We start from the raw sequence: 22,095 nt of genomic DNA, 5'->3' as shown, positions 1-22,095 counted from the left end.
TATTACTCAAATAATCATCAAAACAAATAGTGAAAGGAGAGGTTAAACTCTCTATACAGTCTCTCTGAAAATAACTCTAATCTAAATTCTGCGGTATCTGAAAACAAATACCGCAATTTGAGACTACCTACACCGACATTTAGATCACGACTAAATGTATAATGCTGTGCAATGAGACTTCCTAAGATTTTCCAATTTCCCAATTCTTTTTGATAGATTCCTTGGACATTGGGTCCAAACCGAGATCCAGTTTCAAATGATGGGTGCGATTGGAACTTACCTCCAGCTAATAATGAAAATACTCCAAATTTAGGTGAGGATTTGGAAAACTCATCAGCTAAAGTATAGCCGACGCCAACATCAATATTAGATACCTGCTTTCTGTAATAAGGATTCGAATCATCAATAGAGCGAACCTGACTAAAATAATCTTTTTCCTTAGTAAAAACAGTGGTCTGCCAACCAAAATCAAATAAGTAAGACAATTGTTTGGATATGGAATTGTAAGGCTGTAAAGAAAGAATTCGCATGATTGATAAAGACGAAAATTCAGGTCTTTTACCTTCGTAATTGCGAACTGCCCCGTCAAAAAACACCAACTCACCGTTAGGCGTAGAACCCTTAGAAGAATTTAACAAATCATGATAAGCTAGACGATATTTCCATTCCACAAAACTACCCAAGTTGGAATATCCACTACCTAAGGAAACCCTTCCCATTGGATGGGACGATTCTGGGGGAAAACTTGTTTCAAAATTTAACTTATAATCCAAGTTCTCCTCTTTTATTTGACTTCTCAAATTTAACCACTGTTTGTAGCTAAGTTTCGCTGATTCTGAAAAATCAACGCCTCTATTTTTTTGATACCGATAAGTTTCTAAAACAGCATCTAAAATTAAATCCGATCGAATCTTATTAGGAGTTTCTAATAACCTATTTACTTCCATACGAGTATTGGAGAAGTCAGTCAATGCCCAAAATATTTCTTTTTCCTCTGCATTCATTTCCAAGAGTTTTGATTTAATTTCTGTATATAGTGACGGTCGAAATTTTTTTTCAGATATCAAATCCTTTGTGCTTAAATAGAATTTAATTGTATCTACCGGTGAGACCACAATTCCCAACTTCGACTTTAAATCCAAATTCGGTTTAGCAACTTCCAATAATTCCATTAATTGATATGAACAATTTTTATTTAAAAAATAATAATGGAACTCAGCTCTAGACAATTCCCATAAATGGGAAATTAAAATATCCACCTCTTCTTCATTTAATCTAATTTCATACTCCCAAAGATCGCGATTTTCCAAATCATTATATTCATTTACTTTTAAGTAATACGGAAAAAGATAAAACTTTCCTTGGTAACCACCAGTTAACCCAAAATAGGCGTAACTTATTGGATTTATACTTTGAGCATCTGCCGCATAATTTAAGCCATAATCCAATATTTCTGATTGAGAAATGGCATTCGCATTTTGATTCAGTTTTAATAATGTATGTCCAAAGTAGGAAGCAGGAGATTGTAAATAGTATGAAGCAAAAACAATGGATACCGAATTTACCTGCAAAGAATTCTTCCAATTTTTATACCGATCACACCTAACTTTCGATATATCAAAAAATTCAAAAAATAAGTGTTTTTTAAGAAAATTATAACGAGCAGGATAAGAACAAAGTGGATGCAGCAAACTATCAGGGATCGCTTCTGTTACAAAAAAACTTCGAATTGTAGCTTCTAGTTCTGCCCTCGGATTTACCCTTCCCTTGGGATCAAAAAAGAAACGTTCTGAATTTACTTCACTTTTAAATTTCCCCTCTCCTTTTTTTTCATAATGAAGCAACTGAATCCAGCCAACATCTTCATATAATCGAAGTTTATCTGATTGTAATAAAAGTTCTGTTAATTGATGAGAATTTTCAGGAGAATTCGGTTGGTACCGCCCCCATTCTTTTGTCTTCTGGAGATCAAACGTTTCAAGGACTAAAGGGTCTGCCTTAAGAATAAATAGTTTTCCGCTGCTTACCAGCACAAGAAAACAAATTACCCATAATTTTCGCCTTGGCCCAAACACAAAGACGAGAATCTGTATGGGCCAAAATGAAAAAATGCTTTTTTCTTAGGTCTGAATGCCTTTCAATAGGTGAAATGCAGACATTACTACTTCCGATTATTTTTCTAATCCTTTCTTTTTTTGCCTCTTGTTCCTCCAGTAGTTCGGCCCTCTCTCGTTTGCCAGCGCTTGGCGAATCTGAACTTTTTATATCAGAAGAAATTTTACTCTTAAAAGATCTCATCCCCATAACCAACAAAAAGGAAATCTACAACAAGAATCTGTTTGTTGGTGATATCAATTTTTCTGGCGGGATCAGCAGAGAAAAAACCATCTGGGGAGAGCAAGTTGTTACCAAACAGATAGAGTTTCTCAACGAAACAGGGGTTAAGGAAGAATCCGTAAATACCGTCCAAGCAATCTTGACAAAAAGTCTAAAATCTTACCAAAAATTTACCATTCCGCAACCATCTAAACTCTTCCAAGTTCAGTTCCGAAAAGATTTCACAAAAGTGATCGATGAAGGTGTTGATAATATCAACATTCCCAACGAAATACCTGAATTTAAGTTGCAATCCGGCTATGATTTTAAAGGGAAACGTGGTGTTTTATTGATTCCTATAGTGCAATATTCTTATTCACATAATGCAGGTTGGTTCAACGGGCAAGACTGGGGTTGTATGGCTGGCGTTAGGGCAAAACTGATCCTCGTTTGGGTTCAGATGGAAACAAAAACCGTTTTACACGTGGAAGGATTAGAATCAAAACAAAAGGAACCCGTAAACACTCGTTACAATTATTTAGACCGATCCAGAAATTTTCAAAAGGTTTGGAAAGAAATTGAATCACAGATTTAATAATTTAGTTTGACTGATTCAAATTAACCTTACTAATTTGGACTTTCGGAGGAACTTAACTTGAAAAAAAGTCTACTTTTTTTAATCGTTGCAGTAGCGTTTGTTGCTAACTGCTCATCTACTACAAAAACTATTCCAGGTTTGTACACAACACCTGTAGATCTTGCACCTGCAGATTATACAATCAGCGGTGACACAACAGGTAAATCTTGTGGTGGAAGAATTCTAATTTTCCCTACAGGAGCAACTAGAAAAATTGGATTCGTCTCTTCTGTTTTTACAAATGATTACATTGAAGCTCAAGCGATCTTTGATGCGATTTCCAAAGTGGAAGGTGCAAACTACTTGGTAAATCCAAGATTTGAATATGAGTCTACAAACTACTTTTTTGCTTCTAGCACTTGTATCACCGTTAAGGCAAAAGCGATCACACTAAAAACTGGCCCTGTGAAATAAGGGAGAGCGGACATGAAAAAAATCATTGTTGTTCTACTTTCTGTTGCAACCATCATGGTGAATTGTAAATCTTCTACTTCTACTTTACTTTCATCAAGAGTTGCAACTTTGCCGTTAGCAGAAGCTGCTTATGACATTGGTCAAGAAACCTCTGCCAAAGCTTGTAATTACGAGTTGGGTTGGTTCACTAATGAAGGAGTCGTTCAGCCAGTTCTTGGTGATTCAAACGTTGAATTAAATGCCTTAGAATGGTATCTTGCTATTGTTACATTTAGTGGATACTACCACGCTAAGTCTGCTTTACTGGCATATACAGTACCCAACTATTCGGTTACAGGTGCAGCGTATCACCGTGCACTCAAAAAAACTGATGGGGATATCCTGCTCGATACAAAAACTACTACACAAGTAGATGGATTTTTCTTTCCAGACGTTTGTGTGACAGTTTCTGGTAAAGCTGCAACTCTTACTGGTCCTTCTGGTCATACGGGAAGACTAAAAAAATAACAAAACTTATATGGTTAGTTATGATTACCTGGCAACGAGTTAAATCTTTGTTTGGTGGAAAAAGCGGAGGAACCCCTCCGCTTTTTTTATCCCCTATCTCCCTAGAAATTCAATCCCCGAATACATAAGAACCGGTTTTCCATCCACTTTCTTTAGATCCATCCTTTCTCCTAAATTGCGACCAAAACCAAGAATCCTAAGTGTGGATTCTGACTCTAGTTGGCAAGGGAATTGATTTGAATTCTCCATACCACCTAACGAATAATATACCGTGGCATGAATAAACCCACGTTTATCTTCTTTAAGCTCCACTCTTGATATGAGGGAAAAAGGATCATTCGTTTGATAAGTAGTAAAAAAAGTTTTTTCTGGCACCCGGTGATTCGGTTGAATCATAACTCCAAAACCCCAACTTCCTTTGGCTGCATTCAGTGAGTACATGGTAAAAATGGGATGTCCTTCCCAAGGTTCAAATTCGATCCGCATGGATTCTAAAGTTTTTTCTTTTATTGGGATCAAGCCGAAAAACAGACGTAAGTTGGCTCCAAAACGATTGTCCTTTTCTACTAAATCAAAGTCAAAACCCATCATTTCTATTTTAGATGGATTTCCTGGTTTTACCTCATGGATTCCCAAAGGAGAAACATAAAGACCGTAAAAACCATCCAATTTGTTTTGAATGTTTCGTTCTGACAGCGGCGGGGATTCTAATTTTAATCCAGTTTTATATTCGTATGCAATCTCCAAAATATCTTTGTTCGCTGGTCGAATCGAAGCAGTGCCAAAACTCAGAGTGTTTCCCACAAGAAAACTTGCCGTTTCTGATTCTGGATCATAAATCAAATCAGCAAAAAACGGAGGTAACGATCCTGAGTGACCTGAAATCCAAATACTTTTTTCACCACTCTTCATTTCTTCTATCAAAACAGGAAGCCCTAACTTCATTTGAAAATTGGAGTTGGGTCCTTTTTGGATCTGATGGAATTCGGAAAAACTAGATGCCGAAAGAAGGCCATTCCCTCTTTTACTTTGAAACAATGCCTTCAAAAAAAGTCCCATGTCTTCACCGGTACTGGAAAGAGAACCTGCGGTCAAATCTCGGATCACTGGTCTACGGGTTTCCGTTTTCCAAAACAAACCGGAATATCCAGATACTAACTCTGAATCATCATTTAACTCTAACAAGGTGGAATGTTTCATTCCTGCTTTGGAAAATAGATACTTTTGGAAATACTCTTCAATCCCAATACCTGAAGTGCGTTCAATCACGATACCAAGAAGCCCAAACCCAAAATTAGAATAGGAATGCGCTTTTCCTGGTTCATTTCTTTCCATCTGAGAAAGTGTTTGAGGAAGAGAACGAAAGGCAGCCAAAATCTCAGGATCCTTCGTATCAGGCGAAAGGAAAAAACCAGAGGCCCTGTCAGAAGGGAATCCCGATTGGTGGGTTAAAATATCTCGAATGGTAATTTCACGATAGTTTTGTCCCCTTGAAGGCATCCCCACCACTTCTGGAAGGTAAATGGAAACAGGATCATCTAACTTTAATTTGCCACTCTCTTGTAATTGTAAAAGAGCTATGCCGGTAAAAAGTTTGGTAATACTCCCGATTTTGAATCTTTGCACCTGGCCTTTTTTGTCTACACCAAGAAAACCAGAATGCACAACTCCATCACCTAACAGATACATATACGAAAGTGATTTGATCCCGGAGTTTTTTACATCCTCTATTTTAGACAAAACCACTTTTTCCGTAGTGGTCTTGTCATTATGATAAACTTCTTTTGGTTTTTCTTGTAGGGAGGAGCATTGTAAGAAAATGAAAATATTTAAAATCAAAAAAAAGGATTTTGACTTACGATTTAAGGAAACAGGAAGAGGGAAAAATAGAGGCAGGGAATGAAACGGAAGAAGGGATTCTTCTTTTTTCTTGTTTTTGTTCTTAGTAGAAGAATTAACCGAAGACTCAGTGTTTTTTGAGGAACGAGGTTTCATTCCCCTAAAAAATAAAAATCAATCATTTGACGCAAGCTCATAAATTAGGAATCACCCAAGACCTACGGGCTAGGGAGTGATCGCTATGCCAAACGGAAAGAACTACAAAAGTTCTCTCGTTTGGGTTTTGTTTGTTGGTAAAAGTTTGGGTGGTACGTTCGAAAAGGTTAGTCTTCGATCACACTCATGGAGTATTCAGAAATCGCTTCCCGGCGTTTTTCTGCATAGTCTTTGTGAAACCAAAGGTCTTGCGTATTCTTTGCTGTCTTTTTGTTTCCCACAGTGATAGTGGTCATACAATGATCTACAGCGTATTTCATTGCCTCTTTTCCCGTTTCCCCTAGTCCTTTATTTCGTTTTTTACGTGTGATTTCGCCACCTTGTTTATTGACTTTAGCAACTAACTTCTCATATTCGGCATCATCAATACAGAAAACAGTTTCCTTTTTGGCATCTTTCCACTTTACATCCACTTCGTAAAGTGGTGCTGCAGAAATATTGATAAAACCTAAATCAAAAAGCTCCGGCCAATACTCGTAGAAAAAAGACAACATGAGAGACCTAATGGCATACCCGTCAAAATCCGCATCAGTGATGATGCTGATACGATCGTAATGAAGTTCATCTATGGACTTAACCTTTTGGTCTAGAGGTAGACCCACAATGGCCACGATGTTTTTCATCTCTTCGTTTTGCATGGCTTTGGCAAGAGACATTCCTTTACAGTTGAGTGGTTTTCCCCGCAGAGGGAAAAGTCCATGTAATTTTGGATTTCTTGCCGGACGTAAACCCGCAATCGCCGAATCCCCTTCGGCCACAAATAAAATTCGGCCTGGATCGTTTGGTTTGCCAGTCGGAGGCATAAGCTTAGGGATATTGTTCCGAGACGCCTTACGGAGGCCTTTCTGAGCGTCCTCGAGCTGTTTCATCTGGGTTCTGCGTTCCATCACCATCTTAATTTCTTCGATGAGGCCCGTTTTCTTCAAAAGTTTGTCAAGGTGTTTGTCCACAGACTTTCGAATGTCTTCATTCAAATCATTGATGAGATAGGATTTATCTTGAGACTTAAACCTTGGATTGAGGATACGAAGGTTCACATACATATGAAAACAACTTCTGACGTCGTTTCTTGTACATTGAGTGTTTAGTTTCTTTTCTAAACTGACAATTTGTGATTTTTTACGAATCTCATCACAAAGTCTGTTTTCTAAATATTCAATGGCAGATCCACCTTGAGGGCAAAAAATCGAGTTCACCCAAGTAAGAGTTTTGTTTTGTCCCACAACCACATAAGTATCCATATGGATTTGAGTAGCGGATGTTTTATCCGAGTAATCCAATTTGTAGTAAACCATCTCGGAATTACTAAAAATCTCATCAAAACCTTTTTTGAATTTATACTTCTCTTTTCCGGTTTTGTGAATGAAAACTACTTCTAAGCCAGGATTCGACATTGCGATGTCTTGCAGGTATTGCTTCACCAAATTGATGTTAAACGAAGTGTCTAAGTTATTAAAATATGTAGGGTTTAGTTCAAACTCTACTGTAGTTCCGTGGTCTTCTTTTTTAGCAGTTTCGACAACAGCAGTCATCCCTGTTTTATCACAAGGCGCTTTTAGTTGTTTGATTTGGTCGGCAGATAATAACGGACAATCGACAAAGGTTCCATGTTCATCATAGTATAAATGAACCCGTTCTGTATCTTCTTTGGAAAGTTTGAAACTACGAATGGTTTTTTTAACATCATCATGGATGCTAAACATTTTTTTGTAAGCTTTCCCACCATTGATGGTCTTCACTCTAAAGAAAGAAGAAACCATACGCACAAGTGAAATCCCCACACCGTTCTGTCCTGCAACATGGTCTTCTTTGACTTTATCATCAAAGTTTTCGCCATACATCAAATGGAGGTAAACCCCTTCTGCATTGTCTGCAGGAATTCCACGACCGTTGTCTTGGATGGTCACACGTTTGCGATCGGTAGACAATTGGATGATGAGTTTGTTCATTTTGTCTTTTTCAGGGATGGATTTGTCGTTTAAGTTCTTTCTATACTCATCCACGCAGTTCATACAGGCTTCGTCCAAACATTTGAGTTTGGCAGGAATGTCAGAAAGTTCTTCATGAACGATATCATATTTACCAGAGTTGTCTTTGGTAAAAAAATGTTGTTCAAAAGTGGAAAGGGAGTTTTGCCCAAGCCACATTCCGGTCCGCATACGAACGTGTTCTACATTCGATAATTTCTTAAAATTTCGCGAATTTCCTGAGGTTTTTTCAGTTTTTTGAGCCATATTAAATTATTTCGGATCCCATTTTTTCTTTAGTTCATCAAGTTCATCGGTCATAAAACCGGTGAGTTTTTTATCATCTTTTTGTAATGCTGTATACTCGGTATATTTTGTTTTGGCTTCCACAATGGCATCTTCACATTTACGAACTTCTTCCAAAGTCATTCGATACACGGGTATGGAACTCAACCACTCGAAATAAACGAACTTAGCTGCTTTCAATTTATCTTCGAATTCTTTTTTGGATTTAATCCCTGTTACTTTTTCGTTCCATTTTTCTTTAATGAACCGAATGAGTTCTGAGTTACGATCGATCTTTTCTTTTTCCAATCCCGCAAGTCGTTTGAAACGACGGATGAGATGGGTTTTCCTAAAATCACAGAACCGTTTGATAATTTCTTCTGGATTAAAATTACGAAGTTTTCCTTCGTGTGTAATGACGTTTATCGTTAAAACTTCATTGTTCTCTTTGGAAAAAAGTTCCTTTATTTCTTTTTCAGAAGGTTCTTCCCCTTTTTTAGCAACGAGTTCAATCTTAAAGGTTTGGCTGGAATGATCAATATAATCCTTTAACCAATTGTCTTTCTTTTCGATAAGATCATCCAAATAACCAACTACCTTTTCTCGGTTCCAGTTCATGGGAGCATCAACAAGAAACAATTTCCCATCTTCTTTTTTGAAACCAAAAGTAGTCGACATCACAGTGCTACCATTGTCATTTTTGGACAACTTCACTTCACCACCGTAACCTTTGTACCAAGGAGTGATCTTTTTTGGTTTTCCCGTTTTTAAATACGTCACTTGTGATTCGATGACATCACTGAGTTTATGTGCAGGAATAAAACAACGGAAACCCGTTGCAATTCCTTGGATGTTATTTAAGAGTACAACGGGTACTTTTCCCACAAAATGAATGGGCTCATCTTCGGTTTCATCGTAGTTTTTGACATAATCAATGTCCGGTAAACTTTCAAAAAAACCTAAATCTTTTGCAAAGTCGGATAGTTTGACTTCTGTATAACGAGGTGATGCAATCGCATTCGGATCTAAAACGTCACCAAAAGTTCCTTCTCCATGAACTAGCGGATAGTTATTGGCAAAGGCAAAGTCTTGGGCCATTTGGGAAAGAGCGTCTTGGATGGAACGATCTCCGTGAGGATGGTATCCCATTGCAAGCCCTGCCACTTTTACAGTTTTGGTATGACGGTTTCTCGCATCGGAGTTCCACATCGCCCATAAAATCCTTCGTTGAACAGGCTTTAGACCATCAATTTCTTGCGGAATGGCTCTTGAATCGCATACGTAGCGAGAGTATTTCCTTTGGTCATCATTCACTTGGTCTTCAAAGGGGCGTTTCGGATACTGTTCTTCGTTCTTCATGGTTCCAAATGACACAGGGATGGGGTGAATTGACTTGTCAAGCGGTTTTCCCTTTTTAGACTGGCGATACGCACCGGTCTATGTCCCCAGAAACTCAAGAATACTCCCGATTCTATTGGCTTTTATGTACCTTGATTTTTTTTTCTGGATCCAATTGCCAGAACCTGAAATCACTCATCAAGAGAGAGCCAATTTCAGAAATTCCCGCTTCTGTTTTATACATTAAATCTCCAAGAAAAATGTCTTCTTCCTTCTTCAAAGAAGGTTCCTCACACTTCCGATTTATTGAATGGGAACCGGGAAAAACAACAGGATATGCGGAGAAAATCGAGCTCAGTTTCCTTGCTTATGACAGTAATTTTTTATCAAAAGTTAAATCGGAATTCGGCAACGAACCATTTGAGTCTTATAAAATCATTTGGAACAAAAAGGTCGGCAAATTCAAAAAAGAAGAATCTGAAAAACGAATTCTTTTTGTTTATACTGAATCCTTCGCTTCGGAAACAAAAGGTTCGACACTCTCTTCTCTCTTAGAAAACAAAACTAATAACAACGAAATTAAATCTTCTATTGAAGAGTTCGACATATTTGAATTAGGTGGAGATACAGGACAACTCATTGAAGAAGGAGTTTTTTCCTCACTTGGAGGTGAGAACCGTTGGTCCCATAGTTTGGGAACTATGGAATTCTTTTCCAATTCCACAGTTTATACGAAACAAGAAGCTGACACAATTAAATCGGAACATGTTTCCAATCATTACGACTATCTACAACTTCGTTATGAGTTAAATGAAACAGAAACCGACAAATTATATTCCAAACTTATTTATAAAGAAAATAATACACTACTATACTTTGTTCCACCGTATACAAATGGGCTTACCAACAAAACAAAAGAGCCATTTGGTTACAAACGGATCGGAGACTTTTTACTCAGAGAGGAAATGAAATGACAGAAGTTCGCACCCGTTTTGCCCCATCCCCATCTGGATTTCTCCATGTTGGAGGAGCAAGAACTGCTTTATTTAATTATTTGTATGCGAAAGCAAAAAAAGGAAAGTTTTTACTACGCATTGAAGATACGGACCAAGATCGTTCGACAGAAGCTTCCTTCAAAATCATTTTAGAATCTTTGAAGTGGCTCGGAATGGAATGGGACGAAGGTCCTGGAGTAGGAGGTCCAAACGGCCCATACACTCAGTCCGAAAGAATTCATATTTATAAAGAATACACAGACAAACTAATCTCTGAAAAAAAAGCTTATCGTTGTTTTTGTTCTGCAGAGGAACTTGAGGGCAAAAAAAAACAAGCCGATGCGATGGGGATTCCCTATATTTATGATGGTAAATGTTCAGACCTTACTGATACAGAAATCCAATCCCAAATTGAGAAAAAAATCCCCTTTACCGTAAGATTCAAAACCCCACATAAGATTGTAATCGTAGACGATATGATTCAAGGAAAAGTAAAGTTTGAATCAAAACTCATAGGTGACTTTATCATTGTGAAATCAGACGGATTTCCATCGTATAACTATGCTGTGGTGATTGATGACGCACTTATGAAAATCACACATGTAATTCGTGGAGTGGGCCATCTTTCCAATACTCCTCGTCAAATTTTGATTTTTGAAGCCTTTGGATTTCCTCTCCCTCGTTTTGCCCATGCCAGTGAAATTGTAGGAACCGATGGGAAAAAACTTTCCAAACGGGCCGGTGCCACTTCTGTTCTTGCGTTCCGTGACTTAGGTTACTCGAGTGATACCATGAGAAATTATATGGCATTGCTTGGTTGGACGTCTCCCGATGGGAAAGAATATATGAGCGATGAAGAACTTTGTACTGTGTTTGATGTGGAACGCTGCTCTAAATCTCCTGCAACCTTCGATGTATTTAAAAAACTGAAAGAAGAAGAAAAGGAAACTGTTGATTTCAATAAATTATCTCTTCTTGGCCTTGCGGAATATCTAAACCCAAAATCTAAACTCAATTGGATGTCGAATAAATACATTCGTGACGTGAAGATTGAAACCCTTGGGAAAGAACTCGAGCCATTCCTCAAAGATTGCCAAATTCCAGAAGAGTTTAAAAATGGAACCAACCCACAATTACTTTCCATCTTAGATTCCGTTCGAGTTTATCTAGATCGCCTCATCCAAGCTCCACCATACATCGAAGAATTCTTTTTGGAAAACCTCCAATTTGAAAATGAGGAAGCAAAACAACTGATTCTAGACGGGAACGGGAAAGCTGTAGTTTCTGCGTTTTACCAATATGTGAAATCTCAGAATTTGGTAACCCCAGACGACTACAAAGAGGCGATGGCCAAGGCCGGAGAAAACACCGGCGAAAAAGGCAGAACCCTTTTTATGCCGATCCGAGCCATAACTACGGGAAAATCCCACGGATTAGAACTACCCATTCTCTTTAGCCTTCTTGGCCAAGAGAAACTGGTCAAACGAATGGAACACTTGTCCGAGACTCTTGGCCTCACCATTTAAGAAATTTTTTCTCCGACGGTTTGCTTTTAGGGCATTTTTGACTTTTTTTCTCCTTCTCCTTCGTGTAATATGAGGAGAGGGGAGGAGAAGACGGCCTTTGACTGCATCAGAAGTATTGCCTTATTTATTAACTCCTTCGGTAGGATCTTACGCTATGTTCCTGCCCCCTGACATGTCCTCTGTCAAACACTTCCGTACCGAACTAAAAAGGACACTGGAAGATAATGGATTTAGTTCTGACAATATCATGCAAATTGAACTAGCGGCAGACGAAGCTCTGACGAATGCGGTTGCTGCCAATGTTTCCTGTCACTGTGATGAAACCATTATTTGCCGTTGGCGTATTGATGCAGCCAAATTCACACTTTATATTTTAGATTATGGATCGGGGTTATCAGAAGAAAGTTCTCTCCCTGACAATGATAAGGAACTACTTAGATCGAACCAATCCCAATGTTTTAGTAACTTTCTTGACCATATTAAAAATCACCAAAGCAGAAAACCGGACACCCTACCTTATAATGGCTCTGGTCAAAAACATAAGAACATGGGAAAAGGATTGAAAATTATCAATGCCATGATGGACTCCGTAAAAGTAATGTTTCACGGAGAAGGAATGGTAGACGAAGCACCAGCGGGATTCAAAGTTATGGGTTCCATCATCGCTCTCGAATACGATCGTTCCAAACACTTATAATTTGATCCTTCATGTAAATACTTCCCGCGAATGGCGCGGTGGAGAACAGCAGCTTTTTTATTTAGTCCAAGGTCTAACTAATTTCAAAATTCCACAAATCGTTGTAGGCCAACCGGGTTCTCCTTTAGAATCAAAATGCAAAGAAAATGGTTATGAATTTGTTCCGATCGAAATGCGCGGAGAATGGGATAGAAAAGCATATAAGAATATTCGATCTCTTTGTATTGAAAAAAAAGTAAAACTCATTCATACTCATACAGCTCACGCACATACATTAGCGCTACTTGCCAAACGAAATCACTTAAACATACCTTTGATTGTTTCAAGAAGAGTAGATTTCAAACCAAAATCCAGTTTTTTTTCTAGATGGAAATACCAACATCCAGCTAACGATTATTATCTTCCAGTTTCTCAAAAAATCAAAGAAGTGATGATATCTAGTAAAATTGCTCCTGAAAGAATCATTACTGTATATTCTGGAATTGATTTAAAACGTTTTTCTAAATCCGCACCATACGAATACTTGAAAGAAGAATTCCATATCCCTAAAAAATGTATCGTGATAGGAAATGTAGCTGCCCTTGTCGATCACAAAGACCAAGAAACTTTACTCAACGCGATCTCAAAAATGAGAACGAATGTAGACTTCCGGTTAATGATCGTTGGGGAAGGTAAGTTAGAACACAAATTAAAAACACAAGTAGATCTATTAGGAATCAAAGACAAAGTGATTTTTACTGGATACCGTAAGGATATTCCTGCCCTACTCTCATTATTTGATATCTTTACACTCACTTCTAAAGAAGAAGGTCTTGGAACATCAGTTTTAGACGCAATGGCATCAGCCCTTCCCATTGTTGCTACCAACGGTGGTGGAATCGGCGAAATGTTGGACCACAACGAAGGAGCTTACGTCTGTTCGGTGGGAGATTCAGAAAGTATTGCACAAGGTTTGGACAAACTAGTTGCTTCAGAAGAATTAAGAACCAAGTTCGGTGCTTTTAACAAAACTTCAGTAAAACGATTTTCTGTTACCAAAACAGTTGAAAAAACAAAACTCATCTATTATTCCTTTTTAGGAGATGCATTGTACGGAGAAGCAATATGAGTGGAAGACTTCTTATCATTGATGGCCATGCTTTGGCTTTCCGAGCCTATTTTGCTTTTGCTGCTTCTAATCTCACAAACTCCAAAACAGGTCTTCCCAGTGGTGCTGTATTTGGGTTTTGGCGGATGTTATTTAAACTCCTCCAAGATGAAAAAGTAACCCATATTGCCTTTACATTTGATCCCGGGACAAGACTCGAAAGAAACGACTTATATGAAGACTACAAAGCCCATAGAAAACCAATGCCAGAGGATCTAAAACCTCAGATCCATACAATCTATGAGATGTTAAAAGCTTTAGAATTTCCCATGTATAAAATAGATGGTATCGAAGCAGACGATATCATTGGATCCTTATGCAAAAAGTTTGGAAAAGATTTTGAAGAAATCGTTATTCTTTCAAGTGATAAAGATTTATACCAAGTCCTAGATAAAAATATACACATGTTACGTGGCAAACGCGGAGTTTCCGAATTTGAAAAAATTGATCCTAAATGGGTAGAAACTAATATCGGAATCACCAAAGAACAAGTGCCTGATTATATGGGACTCCTCGGAGACGCATCTGATAATATTCCTGGTGTCAAAGGTGTGGGCGAAAAAGGAGCTGCTAAACTCATTCAAGAATTTGGAAACTTAGAAACCATTTATAAAAAACTAGATCAGGTAAAAAACAAATCACTTATAGATAAGTTAGCTGCTGACAAAGATAATGCATTTCTATCCAGAAAATTGGCAACCATAGTTACAAACCTCAAACTCGATATCAAAAAAAGTGATCTCAAACTACCGAACTACCATGATCCAGCAAAGGTTCAGTATTTCAAAGACGAAGGTTATAATGTCCTTCATCGTGACCTTGCCAAACAAGCAGGTATTCCGATTGTAAGTGATGGAGACTCCAAAGAAAAAAGTGCAGAACAAGAACCTATCAAAAAAGGCAAAAAAAATTCTAAAGATGTAATCGACACTGAGACCGAAAAAAAACCAAACAAAGGTTCTGCGGTTACCAAAAAAAATTACAAACGAATCCAAACTTTGGATGAACTAAAAAAAATAGTCGCAAAACTCGATCCAAAAAAAGCAATTTCTGTAGATACAGAAACTACTTCCCAAGATCCAATGCTTGCGGAGTTACTTGGCGTTTCCTTCTCGCAGGAACCAGGCGTTGGCTACTATATTGCCTTCTCTCATCCAGAATCCATCTATAGTCACCTTCTTCCTTCACCTGAAGAAGGACTCTCTGTTTTAAAACCAATGTTTACCGATCCCAAATGGAAAAAAGTGGGACAAAACATTAAATATGATTTGTTAGTATTACGGAATTACGGCGTGGAGCTTTCCGGAATCCATTTCGATACCATGCTTGCTTCTTACCTCCTAAATCCCGGAGAACGCCGCCATAACATGGATGATATGGCCGTTGACTACTTGAACTACAAAACAATCACTTACGAAGAATTGGTTGGTACTGGCAAAAAAAAACAAAACCTATATGATGTTGATCCAGAAAAGGTTTCCGAGTATGCCTGCGAAGATGCTGATATCACGTTGCAGCTTTTCAATGTTCTTGCACCAAAAATGGAAGAAGGTATCCACAAAAAACTTTTTTTCGATATCGAAATGCCCATATTACAGGCGCTCGCTGACATGGAATTTGAAGGAATTGCTGTCGAACCAGGATACTTTGAATCACTTTCCAAAATCTTCGAAACCAAGATCAAAGAACATGAAAAAAATATCCATTTTTTTGCGGGAAGACCATTCAACATCAACTCAACAAAAGAACTACAAACAGTTTTATTCGAAGATTTACGACTCCCCGCAGAGAAAAAAACACAAACTGGATATTCAACAGATCATTCCGTATTGGAATCTCTCCAAGGAACTCATCCCATCATTGACCACTTGTTAGAGATTCGAAAATTCTCAAAACTCAAATCCACTTATACAGATACATTACCTACTCTGATCAATCCCAAAACGGGACGTATCCATACAAGTTATAATCAAACGATTGCCGCTACCGGTAGGTTATCTTCTACAAACCCAAACTTACAGAATATCCCTATTAAAGATGAGGAAGGTCGATTACTTAGAAAAGGTTTTGTAGCCAAAAAGGGATACGAAATTCTTTCGTTAGATTATAGCCAAATCGAACTTCGGATCATGGCTCATTTTGCCAATGACCCACAAATGATAAATGCTTACAAATCGGGTGCTGATATTCACAAACGGACTGCGGCTGGAATCTTTGGAGTGCCAGAAGACCAAGTAACTACCGATATGCGAAACAAAGCCAAAGTAGTAAACTTTTCTGTGATCTATGGAGTCACGTCCTTTGGCCTTTCCAATAACCTAAAAATCAGCCGCAAAGAAGCAAAAGAATTTATAGAAAAATATTTTGCCACATACAAAGGCGTTGGCACTTATATGGAAGAAATTGTAGAGTTCTGCAAAGAACACGGCTATGTAGAAACATTACTTGGGCGTAGACGTTACCTTCCTGACATTCATTCTAAACATAAAATGGCAAGTGAAGCAGCAAAGCGCGTAGCAATCAATTCACCAATCCAAGGGACTTCTGCGGACATGATCAAACTTGCCATGATTCAAATTGATAAAAAAATCAAAAAAGAATCTTTTCGTTCAAAACTTCTCTTACAGGTACATGACGAACTAGTGTTTGAAGTAGACCCAAAGGAAAAAAAAGAATTTTATCAAATGGCAAAAGAAGAAATGGAATCTGCAATGAAGTTGAAAGTTCCTATTGTCGCCCAAGGAAAGTTTGGCGGTAACTGGGATGAAGCCCATTAGGCCATTTGCCTTAGTTCAAATCCAGAAACAATACTTTATTCACATAAGGGATAACTTGCAATAGAATCAAAAAAAGATTTTACAAATGTTAAAATCTTTTTTCATATTTTCGAAGTATTTATCATTTCGCACAACCTTGGCGCAATTGTCAGATTTAAAAACTATCATCAGAAATTTATTATCTAAAACCTTGAAGCGTTCGCAAATTTATGAAATGAACAACATTTACAAATACTTTCTTACTTCTTGGAATCGGTCATTCGTTAATCTATTTGACATAACCTAATTTAAATTTATTTTTTTACTACCATGTGTAATTTGTTATCCTGGAGATTAATCCTTGAAGAAGAAAAAAAAGCGGATTGGTTTTACCGACTCCCCAAGGAAACGATCGATCAATTCTTAAAAACAAATACACCACTATTTGAAATCAAACATCCCAAAAGTCATATCCAAACTTTCCAATTAAATGGGAACCAAATCATTTCCAAAACATGTATTTGGGGGACACAACCTACCTGGTGTCCCGACTTTTTGACGAACACAAAATCGGAAAAATTAATTTCCTCGCCTTTTTGGAGTCAGTTTATCAACAATCGCATCCTTATCCCTGTTCATTCCTTTTTTGAATGGCAAACACAAAAAACTGGCAAAAAACATAAATATGAAATCACATTCAAAAACTCGAATACTTTTTTTGCAGGACTATGGGGAGTAGAAAATGGAAAACACTGGATTACGGTGCTCACTGGTTCGGCAAATGAAAAAATGAAATCCATTCATAATAGCGGTGAAAACAAACACCGTCAACCAATTGTTATGCCATTACAAAACCAAGGTTTTTGGTTGGATCCTTCTGTGACAAATCCGAAAGACATTACAGATTTATTATATCAGTTTTCTCCTGACGAAACAAGAGAAGAGGATTTGAACAAAGAAGAAACCTTATTTGATTGAATAAATAAAATTAGGTAAACAAATCGAAGATACCTTCCGTGTCACCGATTTGTAATAATGTAAAGATTCACCTTATCAACGGATTTTCACCTTTTTGTCACATTGCCGTAACCGATCCATTTTACCTTATCCTTAAGATAAACAAGAGGATAAAATCCGATGAAACCAACTACTATTAATAAAACAGAACGAATTTTAGAAGTTCGTTTAGCAGAAAACCAACTAGAAATTGAAAGAGCACTCGCACTGCGATATGAAGTGTTCAACTTAGAAATGGGAGAAGGTCTGCCACAATCTTCTGCTACAAGAAAAGATCGAGACGAGTACGATTTGTACTGCCATCACCTAATCGTTATCGATAAATCTACTGATGACAAAAAAATTGTTGGAACTTATCGCATTTTAACACGCCAAAATGCAAAAAACGGAATCGGTTTTTATAGCGAAAACGAATTTGATATTACTTCTATTTATAATCTTCCGGATGAAATCGCTGAAGTGGGACGTTCTTGTGTTCACCCTGACTACCGTGATGGTTCGGTGATCTCACTTCTCTGGCAAGGTCTTGCTGAGTTTATGAACAAACATAATGTTCGTTACCTCATGGGTTGTGGATCCATTCACTCCACGGATGCAGATGTAGCATCTCAATCTTATGGATTTTTGAAAGCGAAAGATGCGATTGCCCCAGAAGAATTTCGTGTATATCCGAACCCTGACTATGTCCTTCCTGGTTTTGATGCTAATTTCCATGTAGAAGATCCCAAAACAATCTCCAAAAATATCCCTCCACTTTTGAAAGGATACCTCCGAGTGGGTGCTAAAATCTGTGGAATTCCTGCACTGGATTCTGTTTTTGGTACTACAGATGTGTTTATTCTTTTCGACCGCAAGGAAATCACGGAGAGATATGCGAAACACTATATGAATGCATGAACCCTAACCAGGAAATAGATTACCAGCACCCTACAAAAAAGGACCAAATTCGATTCTTTGTTTTTACCCTTTTTTTAGTTCTTACCATTTGTGCCGGTTATTTCCTGGGGTTTCCTCGGTATTATCTTGGATGGTTTTCTTTTGCGATTGCATCGTTCTCTGTGGCTGGAAACGATGCGGTCCAAACCATCGGAACCTTTATCGAGAGTAAAAAATCGGTTCACTGGCTCCAAAAGATTCTGGTTTTCGGTGGTCTTTTATTTTTCGTTCATTTGATCGCTTGGTTTTTACACGGCGGAGAAATCCACTTCCATAGACTTGATTCCATTCCTGAAACCAAAGACTTCAACCTCCTCCAACTCTTAGCACCTGTAATCCTAGTTGTTATCACGAGACTTAGGGCTCCAGTTTCTACAACTTTTCTCGTATTAGGTTTGTTTGGTGGCAAGACCATAGACCAAATGCTCACAAAATCATTCTTTGGATACGGTCTAGCTTTCCTTGTTGCCATAGTGGTTTGGGCCATCCTCGTGAAAGTAGACCCGCACGAATACCACGAAGTCCATACGCCCGATCCCGTAACGGAAAGAAGGTGGTCCCAATTACAATGGCTTTCCACCATGTATTTATGGGTGGCTTGGTTATTTCAAGACACTGCGAACATTGCCGTTTTTTTACCTCGTCAACTAGGCATCTTTGAATTTTTAGCAGCAGTGTTTATCCTGATCGCAGCCTTACTCATCATCATTCGTACCAATGGTGGTACCATCCAGCGCGTGGTTTCCGAAAAATCAGACATCCAATGGGCCAAAGCAGCAACCATCGTGGATTTAGTTTACGGAAGCCTCTTGTTTTTTTTCCAATACATCAGTAGTGTCCCCATGTCCACCACCTGGGCCTTTCTCGGACTCCTTGCAGGCCGGGAAATCATCTTAAATGTCATCACTTACAAAGACCTCCCTTACCTAGACACCTTTCGCAAAGTGGGAAAGGACGTGGTTCTTGCTACCATTGGAATCCTAGTTTCCATTTTAGTGTTCTTTCTCTCCTACTTTCTCTACCCCGAGCAAAGGGCCAATACCCCACTTGAATTTTGGAATTCTCCTACCCAGGAAGATTCCCTATAATTTTCTTTGACACCACCTGCAATTGTCAGGGTAGTGTCATATATGAGATTGATTCTCATAAAAAGAAACGAGGAACCATTATGTCTATTGCAATGATGTTACGAGAAGGAACCGCCGAAAAACACCAGGAAACCGAAAAGGTTCCCTACCTCCGTGCCATTTTTCGAGGGGGTCTCGATGCCCAAACCTATACTTACCAATTAGAGAGTTTACTTGCGGTCTATACCGTGATGGAAGACCTCTATCGCCAAAACAAAGACAACCCGATCCTAACAAAACTTTATTTCCCTGCTCTTTTTCGTGAAAACGCTCTAAAAGAAGACATTGCGAGTTTCCAAAAGAAATTTGGTACAAAACTGCGAGGTTCCGTATCCAAAGCAACACAAGGATACATAGATCATATTAAAAATATTGCCAAAACCAAACCAGAACTACTCGTAGCACAAGCTTACGTTCGTTACCTGGGAGATCTATCCGGTGGCCAAGCGATTAAAAAAGTAGTAGCAAAAACTTTTGCATTAGAAGGAAATGAAGGAACTGCTTTTTATGAATTTCCCGAAATTGAAGACCTTATGGCGTTCAAAGGAATCTATCGTCAAAACTTGGACACTCTCCCTCTAGACGATACACAAAAAGCAGAACTATTAGAAGAGGCAAAGGCAACGTTTGATTTAAACAAATTTTTGTTTATTGAACTCGATTCCGACCTGAAAGAAAATATCGGAATGGATCGTTACCAAACTCTCCTACCAGCAGGTTAATTTTTGGGATTCCCGTATACTTTAGTCACTTTAGTTTTTTTATCTATGTTACCGGTTACAATGATTGTACCGGTAGTAAAGGATGTTGTAAAAGACCGGTTGCTCGGTTCCAATTGGGAAGTAGCGTATTTCACAAGTATTCCCATGCTCGGTTCCTTCCTTTTTGCGCCAGTTGCGGGAATCATCTCTGATCGTTTCAAAAACAGAAAGTATTTCATTAGTTTTTTCTGTTTTTTGGATGCAGGCCTTTTTTATTTACTCACCATCGTCACCGATATGGGACTCTTTCTTTTTTTAAGATTCCTAGAAGGTGCCGCTCATATCTTTATCATTGGACTTTTGCTCAGTTCCGCAGCCGATCGTGAAAACGATCCAGAAAACAAACGTTACTATGGCAAAGGAATTCTTATGGGCATCACAGGTATGTTTTTATCCTTAGGTGGTGCATTTGGAATGCCATTAGGAATCCTAGGAAGACAAAACCCTCTATTGCCTTTTTATGTGGGTTCTGGTATTCTTATCTTTGTTGGCCTAATGAGTTTACTGATGTTAAAGGATAAAGGAATTCATAAAGTAAAAGATTTTAAGTTGAGCGACTTAAAAATTGCGATTTTTGAAAATCCCTTTTTATTTGTTCCTTTTCTATTCAATTTCATTGACCGCTTTACTGTGGGTTTCATCATTTCTTCCTTTAATATCCACCTACGGGAAACTCTTGCTTTCCATCCTGGAATGTTAGGAGTCTTTTTAGGACTTGTACTTTTTCCCATGAGTTTACTTTCTTACCCTTCGGCACTCCTCTCTCGCAAAACAGGTGTTCTTCCTCTGGTGCTAATAGGGTCTACTATATACGGAATCTTTCTGGGTCTCTCTGGGACAACCAACGATTATTGGTATCTTTTTACTTTTTTACTGATCTGCGGGATTGGAGCCGGAGTGATGTTTGTTCCTTCAATGATGCTTGCCAGTAAAATGTCAAAACCAGGTCTTACCGCCACTACTATGTCTGCCTTTACTGGTGTAGGTTCTCTTGGGTTTATGTTAGGACCAGTAGTTTCGGTTCAAATGCAAACTGTTTTTGAATCGTTGTTACCTCCAACATATAGTTTTTCTGCCCTTTCTTTCTTTTTTGGATTTTTGGAGATAGGACTTGTATTTTTAACCATTCCCTTTTTCAAAAAGATTTTAGAAAAAATGAGCAGAATCGATGAAGAAAGGGAAAAGATAACACTTGCCAACCCTGATCCTATCTTGTAGAATCTTGGGTAATCCATCTTAAGGTAAGGGTTTATGTTCAAAAAACTTTTGATACTCAGCACACTTGCGTCCGTTCTTTTCCTCGTTTCCTGCTCTTCAGGAAATAAGGTACAAGCAGGAAGCACTAAAGTTCATCCGCACACCGCACTCCGCAAATTAGAAATCGATATGATCAAAGTGGGGGATGGTTTAGTAAAAACAGAAGCTGTTCTTGGTAAATCAACGGAAAAATCGTCTGACCCGAGTGGAACGGTTATGGTTTGGTATTTTGCTGAAGATCGCGATGTTCCAGAACAATATTACACTTTAAAAGAAAAACCAGATACAGTAGAAAAGTTTTTGAAACTTACTTTTGACGCTAAAAACAAAATTACAGCAAAAGACTTTAAACTATAA

18 protein-coding genes are annotated in these 22,095 nt (G+C 38.2%); 14 read left to right on the top strand and 4 right to left on the bottom strand.

Annotated elements, in window-relative coordinates:
• Positions 1-17 precede the first annotated feature (17 nt).
• Entirely contained in the window at positions 18-2,033 is a 2,016-nt protein-coding gene (locus tag ND811_RS17000; protein WP_265353165.1) for an Lnb N-terminal periplasmic domain-containing protein, read from the bottom strand.
• Positions 2,034-2,149: 116 nt separating this feature from the next.
• Between ND811_RS17000 and ND811_RS16995 the strand changes: the two genes are divergently transcribed.
• Genes ND811_RS16995 through ND811_RS16985 form a run of 3 tightly spaced genes read left to right on the top strand, consistent with a single transcriptional unit; the run spans position 2,150 to position 3,874 of the window.
• Complete coding sequence (locus ND811_RS16995) at positions 2,150-2,911, top strand: hypothetical protein (protein ID WP_265353166.1); 762 nt, start codon at positions 2,150-2,152, stop codon at positions 2,909-2,911.
• A 60-nt stretch (positions 2,912-2,971) separates the two neighbouring features.
• Entirely contained in the window at positions 2,972-3,367 is a 396-nt protein-coding gene (locus ND811_RS16990) for a hypothetical protein (protein ID WP_265353167.1), read from the top strand.
• 12 nt (positions 3,368-3,379) lie between these two features.
• Positions 3,380-3,874 (top strand): LEPBI_I0682 family protein, encoded by a 495-nt coding sequence (locus ND811_RS16985; RefSeq protein ID WP_265353168.1) that lies wholly within the window; start codon positions 3,380-3,382, stop codon positions 3,872-3,874.
• Positions 3,875-3,967: 93 nt separating this feature from the next.
• Here ND811_RS16985 and ND811_RS16980 read toward each other — a convergent pair whose 3' ends face one another.
• The 3 genes from ND811_RS16980 to ND811_RS16970 all read right to left on the bottom strand — a co-directional run bounded on the left by ND811_RS16980 (position 3,968) and on the right by ND811_RS16970 (position 9,540).
• Entirely contained in the window at positions 3,968-5,869 is a 1,902-nt protein-coding gene (locus ND811_RS16980; protein WP_265353169.1) for a serine hydrolase, read from the bottom strand.
• A 167-nt stretch (positions 5,870-6,036) separates the two neighbouring features.
• Positions 6,037-8,163, bottom strand: a complete 2,127-nt coding sequence (locus tag ND811_RS16975) for a toprim domain-containing protein (protein WP_265353170.1) — start codon at positions 8,161-8,163, stop codon at positions 6,037-6,039.
• A gap of 6 nt (positions 8,164-8,169) precedes the next feature.
• Complete coding sequence (locus tag ND811_RS16970; RefSeq protein WP_265353171.1) at positions 8,170-9,540, bottom strand: DNA gyrase subunit A; 1,371 nt, start codon at positions 9,538-9,540, stop codon at positions 8,170-8,172.
• An 80-nt stretch (positions 9,541-9,620) separates the two neighbouring features.
• On the opposite strand from ND811_RS16970, the gene ND811_RS16965 reads away from it, so the two are divergent.
• From ND811_RS16965 to ND811_RS16915, 11 genes are all read left to right on the top strand, one after another.
• Entirely contained in the window at positions 9,621-10,493 is an 873-nt protein-coding gene (locus ND811_RS16965) for a hypothetical protein (protein ID WP_265361209.1), read from the top strand.
• Positions 10,490-12,040, top strand: a complete 1,551-nt coding sequence (gene gltX / locus ND811_RS16960; RefSeq protein WP_265353173.1) for a glutamate--tRNA ligase — start codon at positions 10,490-10,492, stop codon at positions 12,038-12,040. Before ND811_RS16965 ends, gltX begins: the two co-directional genes overlap by 4 nt.
• Positions 12,041-12,137: 97 nt before the next feature.
• Entirely contained in the window at positions 12,138-12,737 is a 600-nt protein-coding gene (locus ND811_RS16955; protein ID WP_265353174.1) for an ATP-binding protein, read from the top strand.
• 1 nt (position 12,738) lies between these two features.
• Complete coding sequence (locus tag ND811_RS16950) at positions 12,739-13,845, top strand: glycosyltransferase (RefSeq protein ID WP_265353175.1); 1,107 nt, start codon at positions 12,739-12,741, stop codon at positions 13,843-13,845.
• Positions 13,842-16,661: a DNA polymerase I gene (gene polA, locus ND811_RS16945; protein WP_265353176.1), complete on the top strand. Its 2,820-nt coding sequence runs from the start codon at positions 13,842-13,844 to the stop codon at positions 16,659-16,661. Before ND811_RS16950 ends, polA begins: the two co-directional genes overlap by 4 nt.
• 309 nt (positions 16,662-16,970) lie before the next feature.
• On the top strand, positions 16,971-17,618 hold the full coding sequence (locus ND811_RS16940) for an SOS response-associated peptidase family protein (RefSeq protein WP_265353177.1): 648 nt from the start codon (positions 16,971-16,973) through the stop codon (positions 17,616-17,618).
• A 159-nt stretch (positions 17,619-17,777) separates the two neighbouring features.
• On the top strand, positions 17,778-18,554 hold the full coding sequence (locus ND811_RS16935) for a GNAT family N-acetyltransferase (RefSeq protein ID WP_265353178.1): 777 nt from the start codon (positions 17,778-17,780) through the stop codon (positions 18,552-18,554).
• Positions 18,551-19,681 carry a hypothetical protein gene (locus ND811_RS16930; RefSeq protein ID WP_265353179.1) on the top strand — a complete coding sequence of 377 codons (1,131 nt, stop codon included), beginning with the start codon at positions 18,551-18,553 and terminating at the stop codon, positions 19,679-19,681. The genes ND811_RS16935 and ND811_RS16930 overlap by 4 nt, the downstream gene beginning before the upstream one ends.
• An 80-nt stretch (positions 19,682-19,761) precedes the next feature.
• Positions 19,762-20,442, top strand: a complete 681-nt coding sequence (locus ND811_RS16925) for a biliverdin-producing heme oxygenase (protein ID WP_265353180.1) — start codon at positions 19,762-19,764, stop codon at positions 20,440-20,442.
• 3 nt (positions 20,443-20,445) lie between these two features.
• Positions 20,446-21,699 (top strand): MFS transporter, encoded by a 1,254-nt coding sequence (locus ND811_RS16920; protein ID WP_265353181.1) that lies wholly within the window; start codon positions 20,446-20,448, stop codon positions 21,697-21,699.
• Positions 21,700-21,732: 33 nt separating this feature from the next.
• Positions 21,733-22,095, top strand: a complete 363-nt coding sequence (locus tag ND811_RS16915; protein ID WP_265353182.1) for an LIC13410 family lipoprotein — start codon at positions 21,733-21,735, stop codon at positions 22,093-22,095.

It is taken from the genome of Leptospira soteropolitanensis, from assembly GCF_026151655.1.
Classification (GTDB): domain Bacteria; phylum Spirochaetota; class Leptospiria; order Leptospirales; family Leptospiraceae; genus Leptospira_A; species Leptospira_A soteropolitanensis.
The sequence above is the reverse complement of the archived record's forward strand: the minus strand, read 5'-3'. Positions and strand labels throughout refer to the sequence as shown.

Coding starts and splice junctions, on each gene's coding strand:
- ND811_RS16995 (WP_265353166.1), top strand. CDS start 2,150: ATGCAGACATTACTACTTCCGATTATTTTTCTAATCCTTTCTTTTTTT.
- ND811_RS16985 (WP_265353168.1), top strand. CDS start 3,380: ATGAAAAAAATCATTGTTGTTCTACTTTCTGTTGCAACCATCATGGTG.
- ND811_RS16980 (WP_265353169.1), bottom strand. CDS start 5,869: ATGAAACCTCGTTCCTCAAAAAACACTGAGTCTTCGGTTAATTCTTCT.
- ND811_RS16975 (WP_265353170.1), bottom strand. CDS start 8,163: ATGGCTCAAAAAACTGAAAAAACCTCAGGAAATTCGCGAAATTTTAAG.
- ND811_RS16970 (WP_265353171.1), bottom strand. CDS start 9,540: ATGAAGAACGAAGAACAGTATCCGAAACGCCCCTTTGAAGACCAAGTG.
- ND811_RS16965 (WP_265361209.1), top strand. CDS start 9,621: ATGTCCCCAGAAACTCAAGAATACTCCCGATTCTATTGGCTTTTATGT.
- gltX (WP_265353173.1), top strand. CDS start 10,490: ATGACAGAAGTTCGCACCCGTTTTGCCCCATCCCCATCTGGATTTCTC.
- polA (WP_265353176.1), top strand. CDS start 13,842: ATGAGTGGAAGACTTCTTATCATTGATGGCCATGCTTTGGCTTTCCGA.
- ND811_RS16940 (WP_265353177.1), top strand. CDS start 16,971: ATGTGTAATTTGTTATCCTGGAGATTAATCCTTGAAGAAGAAAAAAAA.
- ND811_RS16935 (WP_265353178.1), top strand. CDS start 17,778: ATGAAACCAACTACTATTAATAAAACAGAACGAATTTTAGAAGTTCGT.
- ND811_RS16930 (WP_265353179.1), top strand. CDS start 18,551: ATGAACCCTAACCAGGAAATAGATTACCAGCACCCTACAAAAAAGGAC.
- ND811_RS16925 (WP_265353180.1), top strand. CDS start 19,762: ATGTCTATTGCAATGATGTTACGAGAAGGAACCGCCGAAAAACACCAG.
- ND811_RS16915 (WP_265353182.1), top strand. CDS start 21,733: ATGTTCAAAAAACTTTTGATACTCAGCACACTTGCGTCCGTTCTTTTC.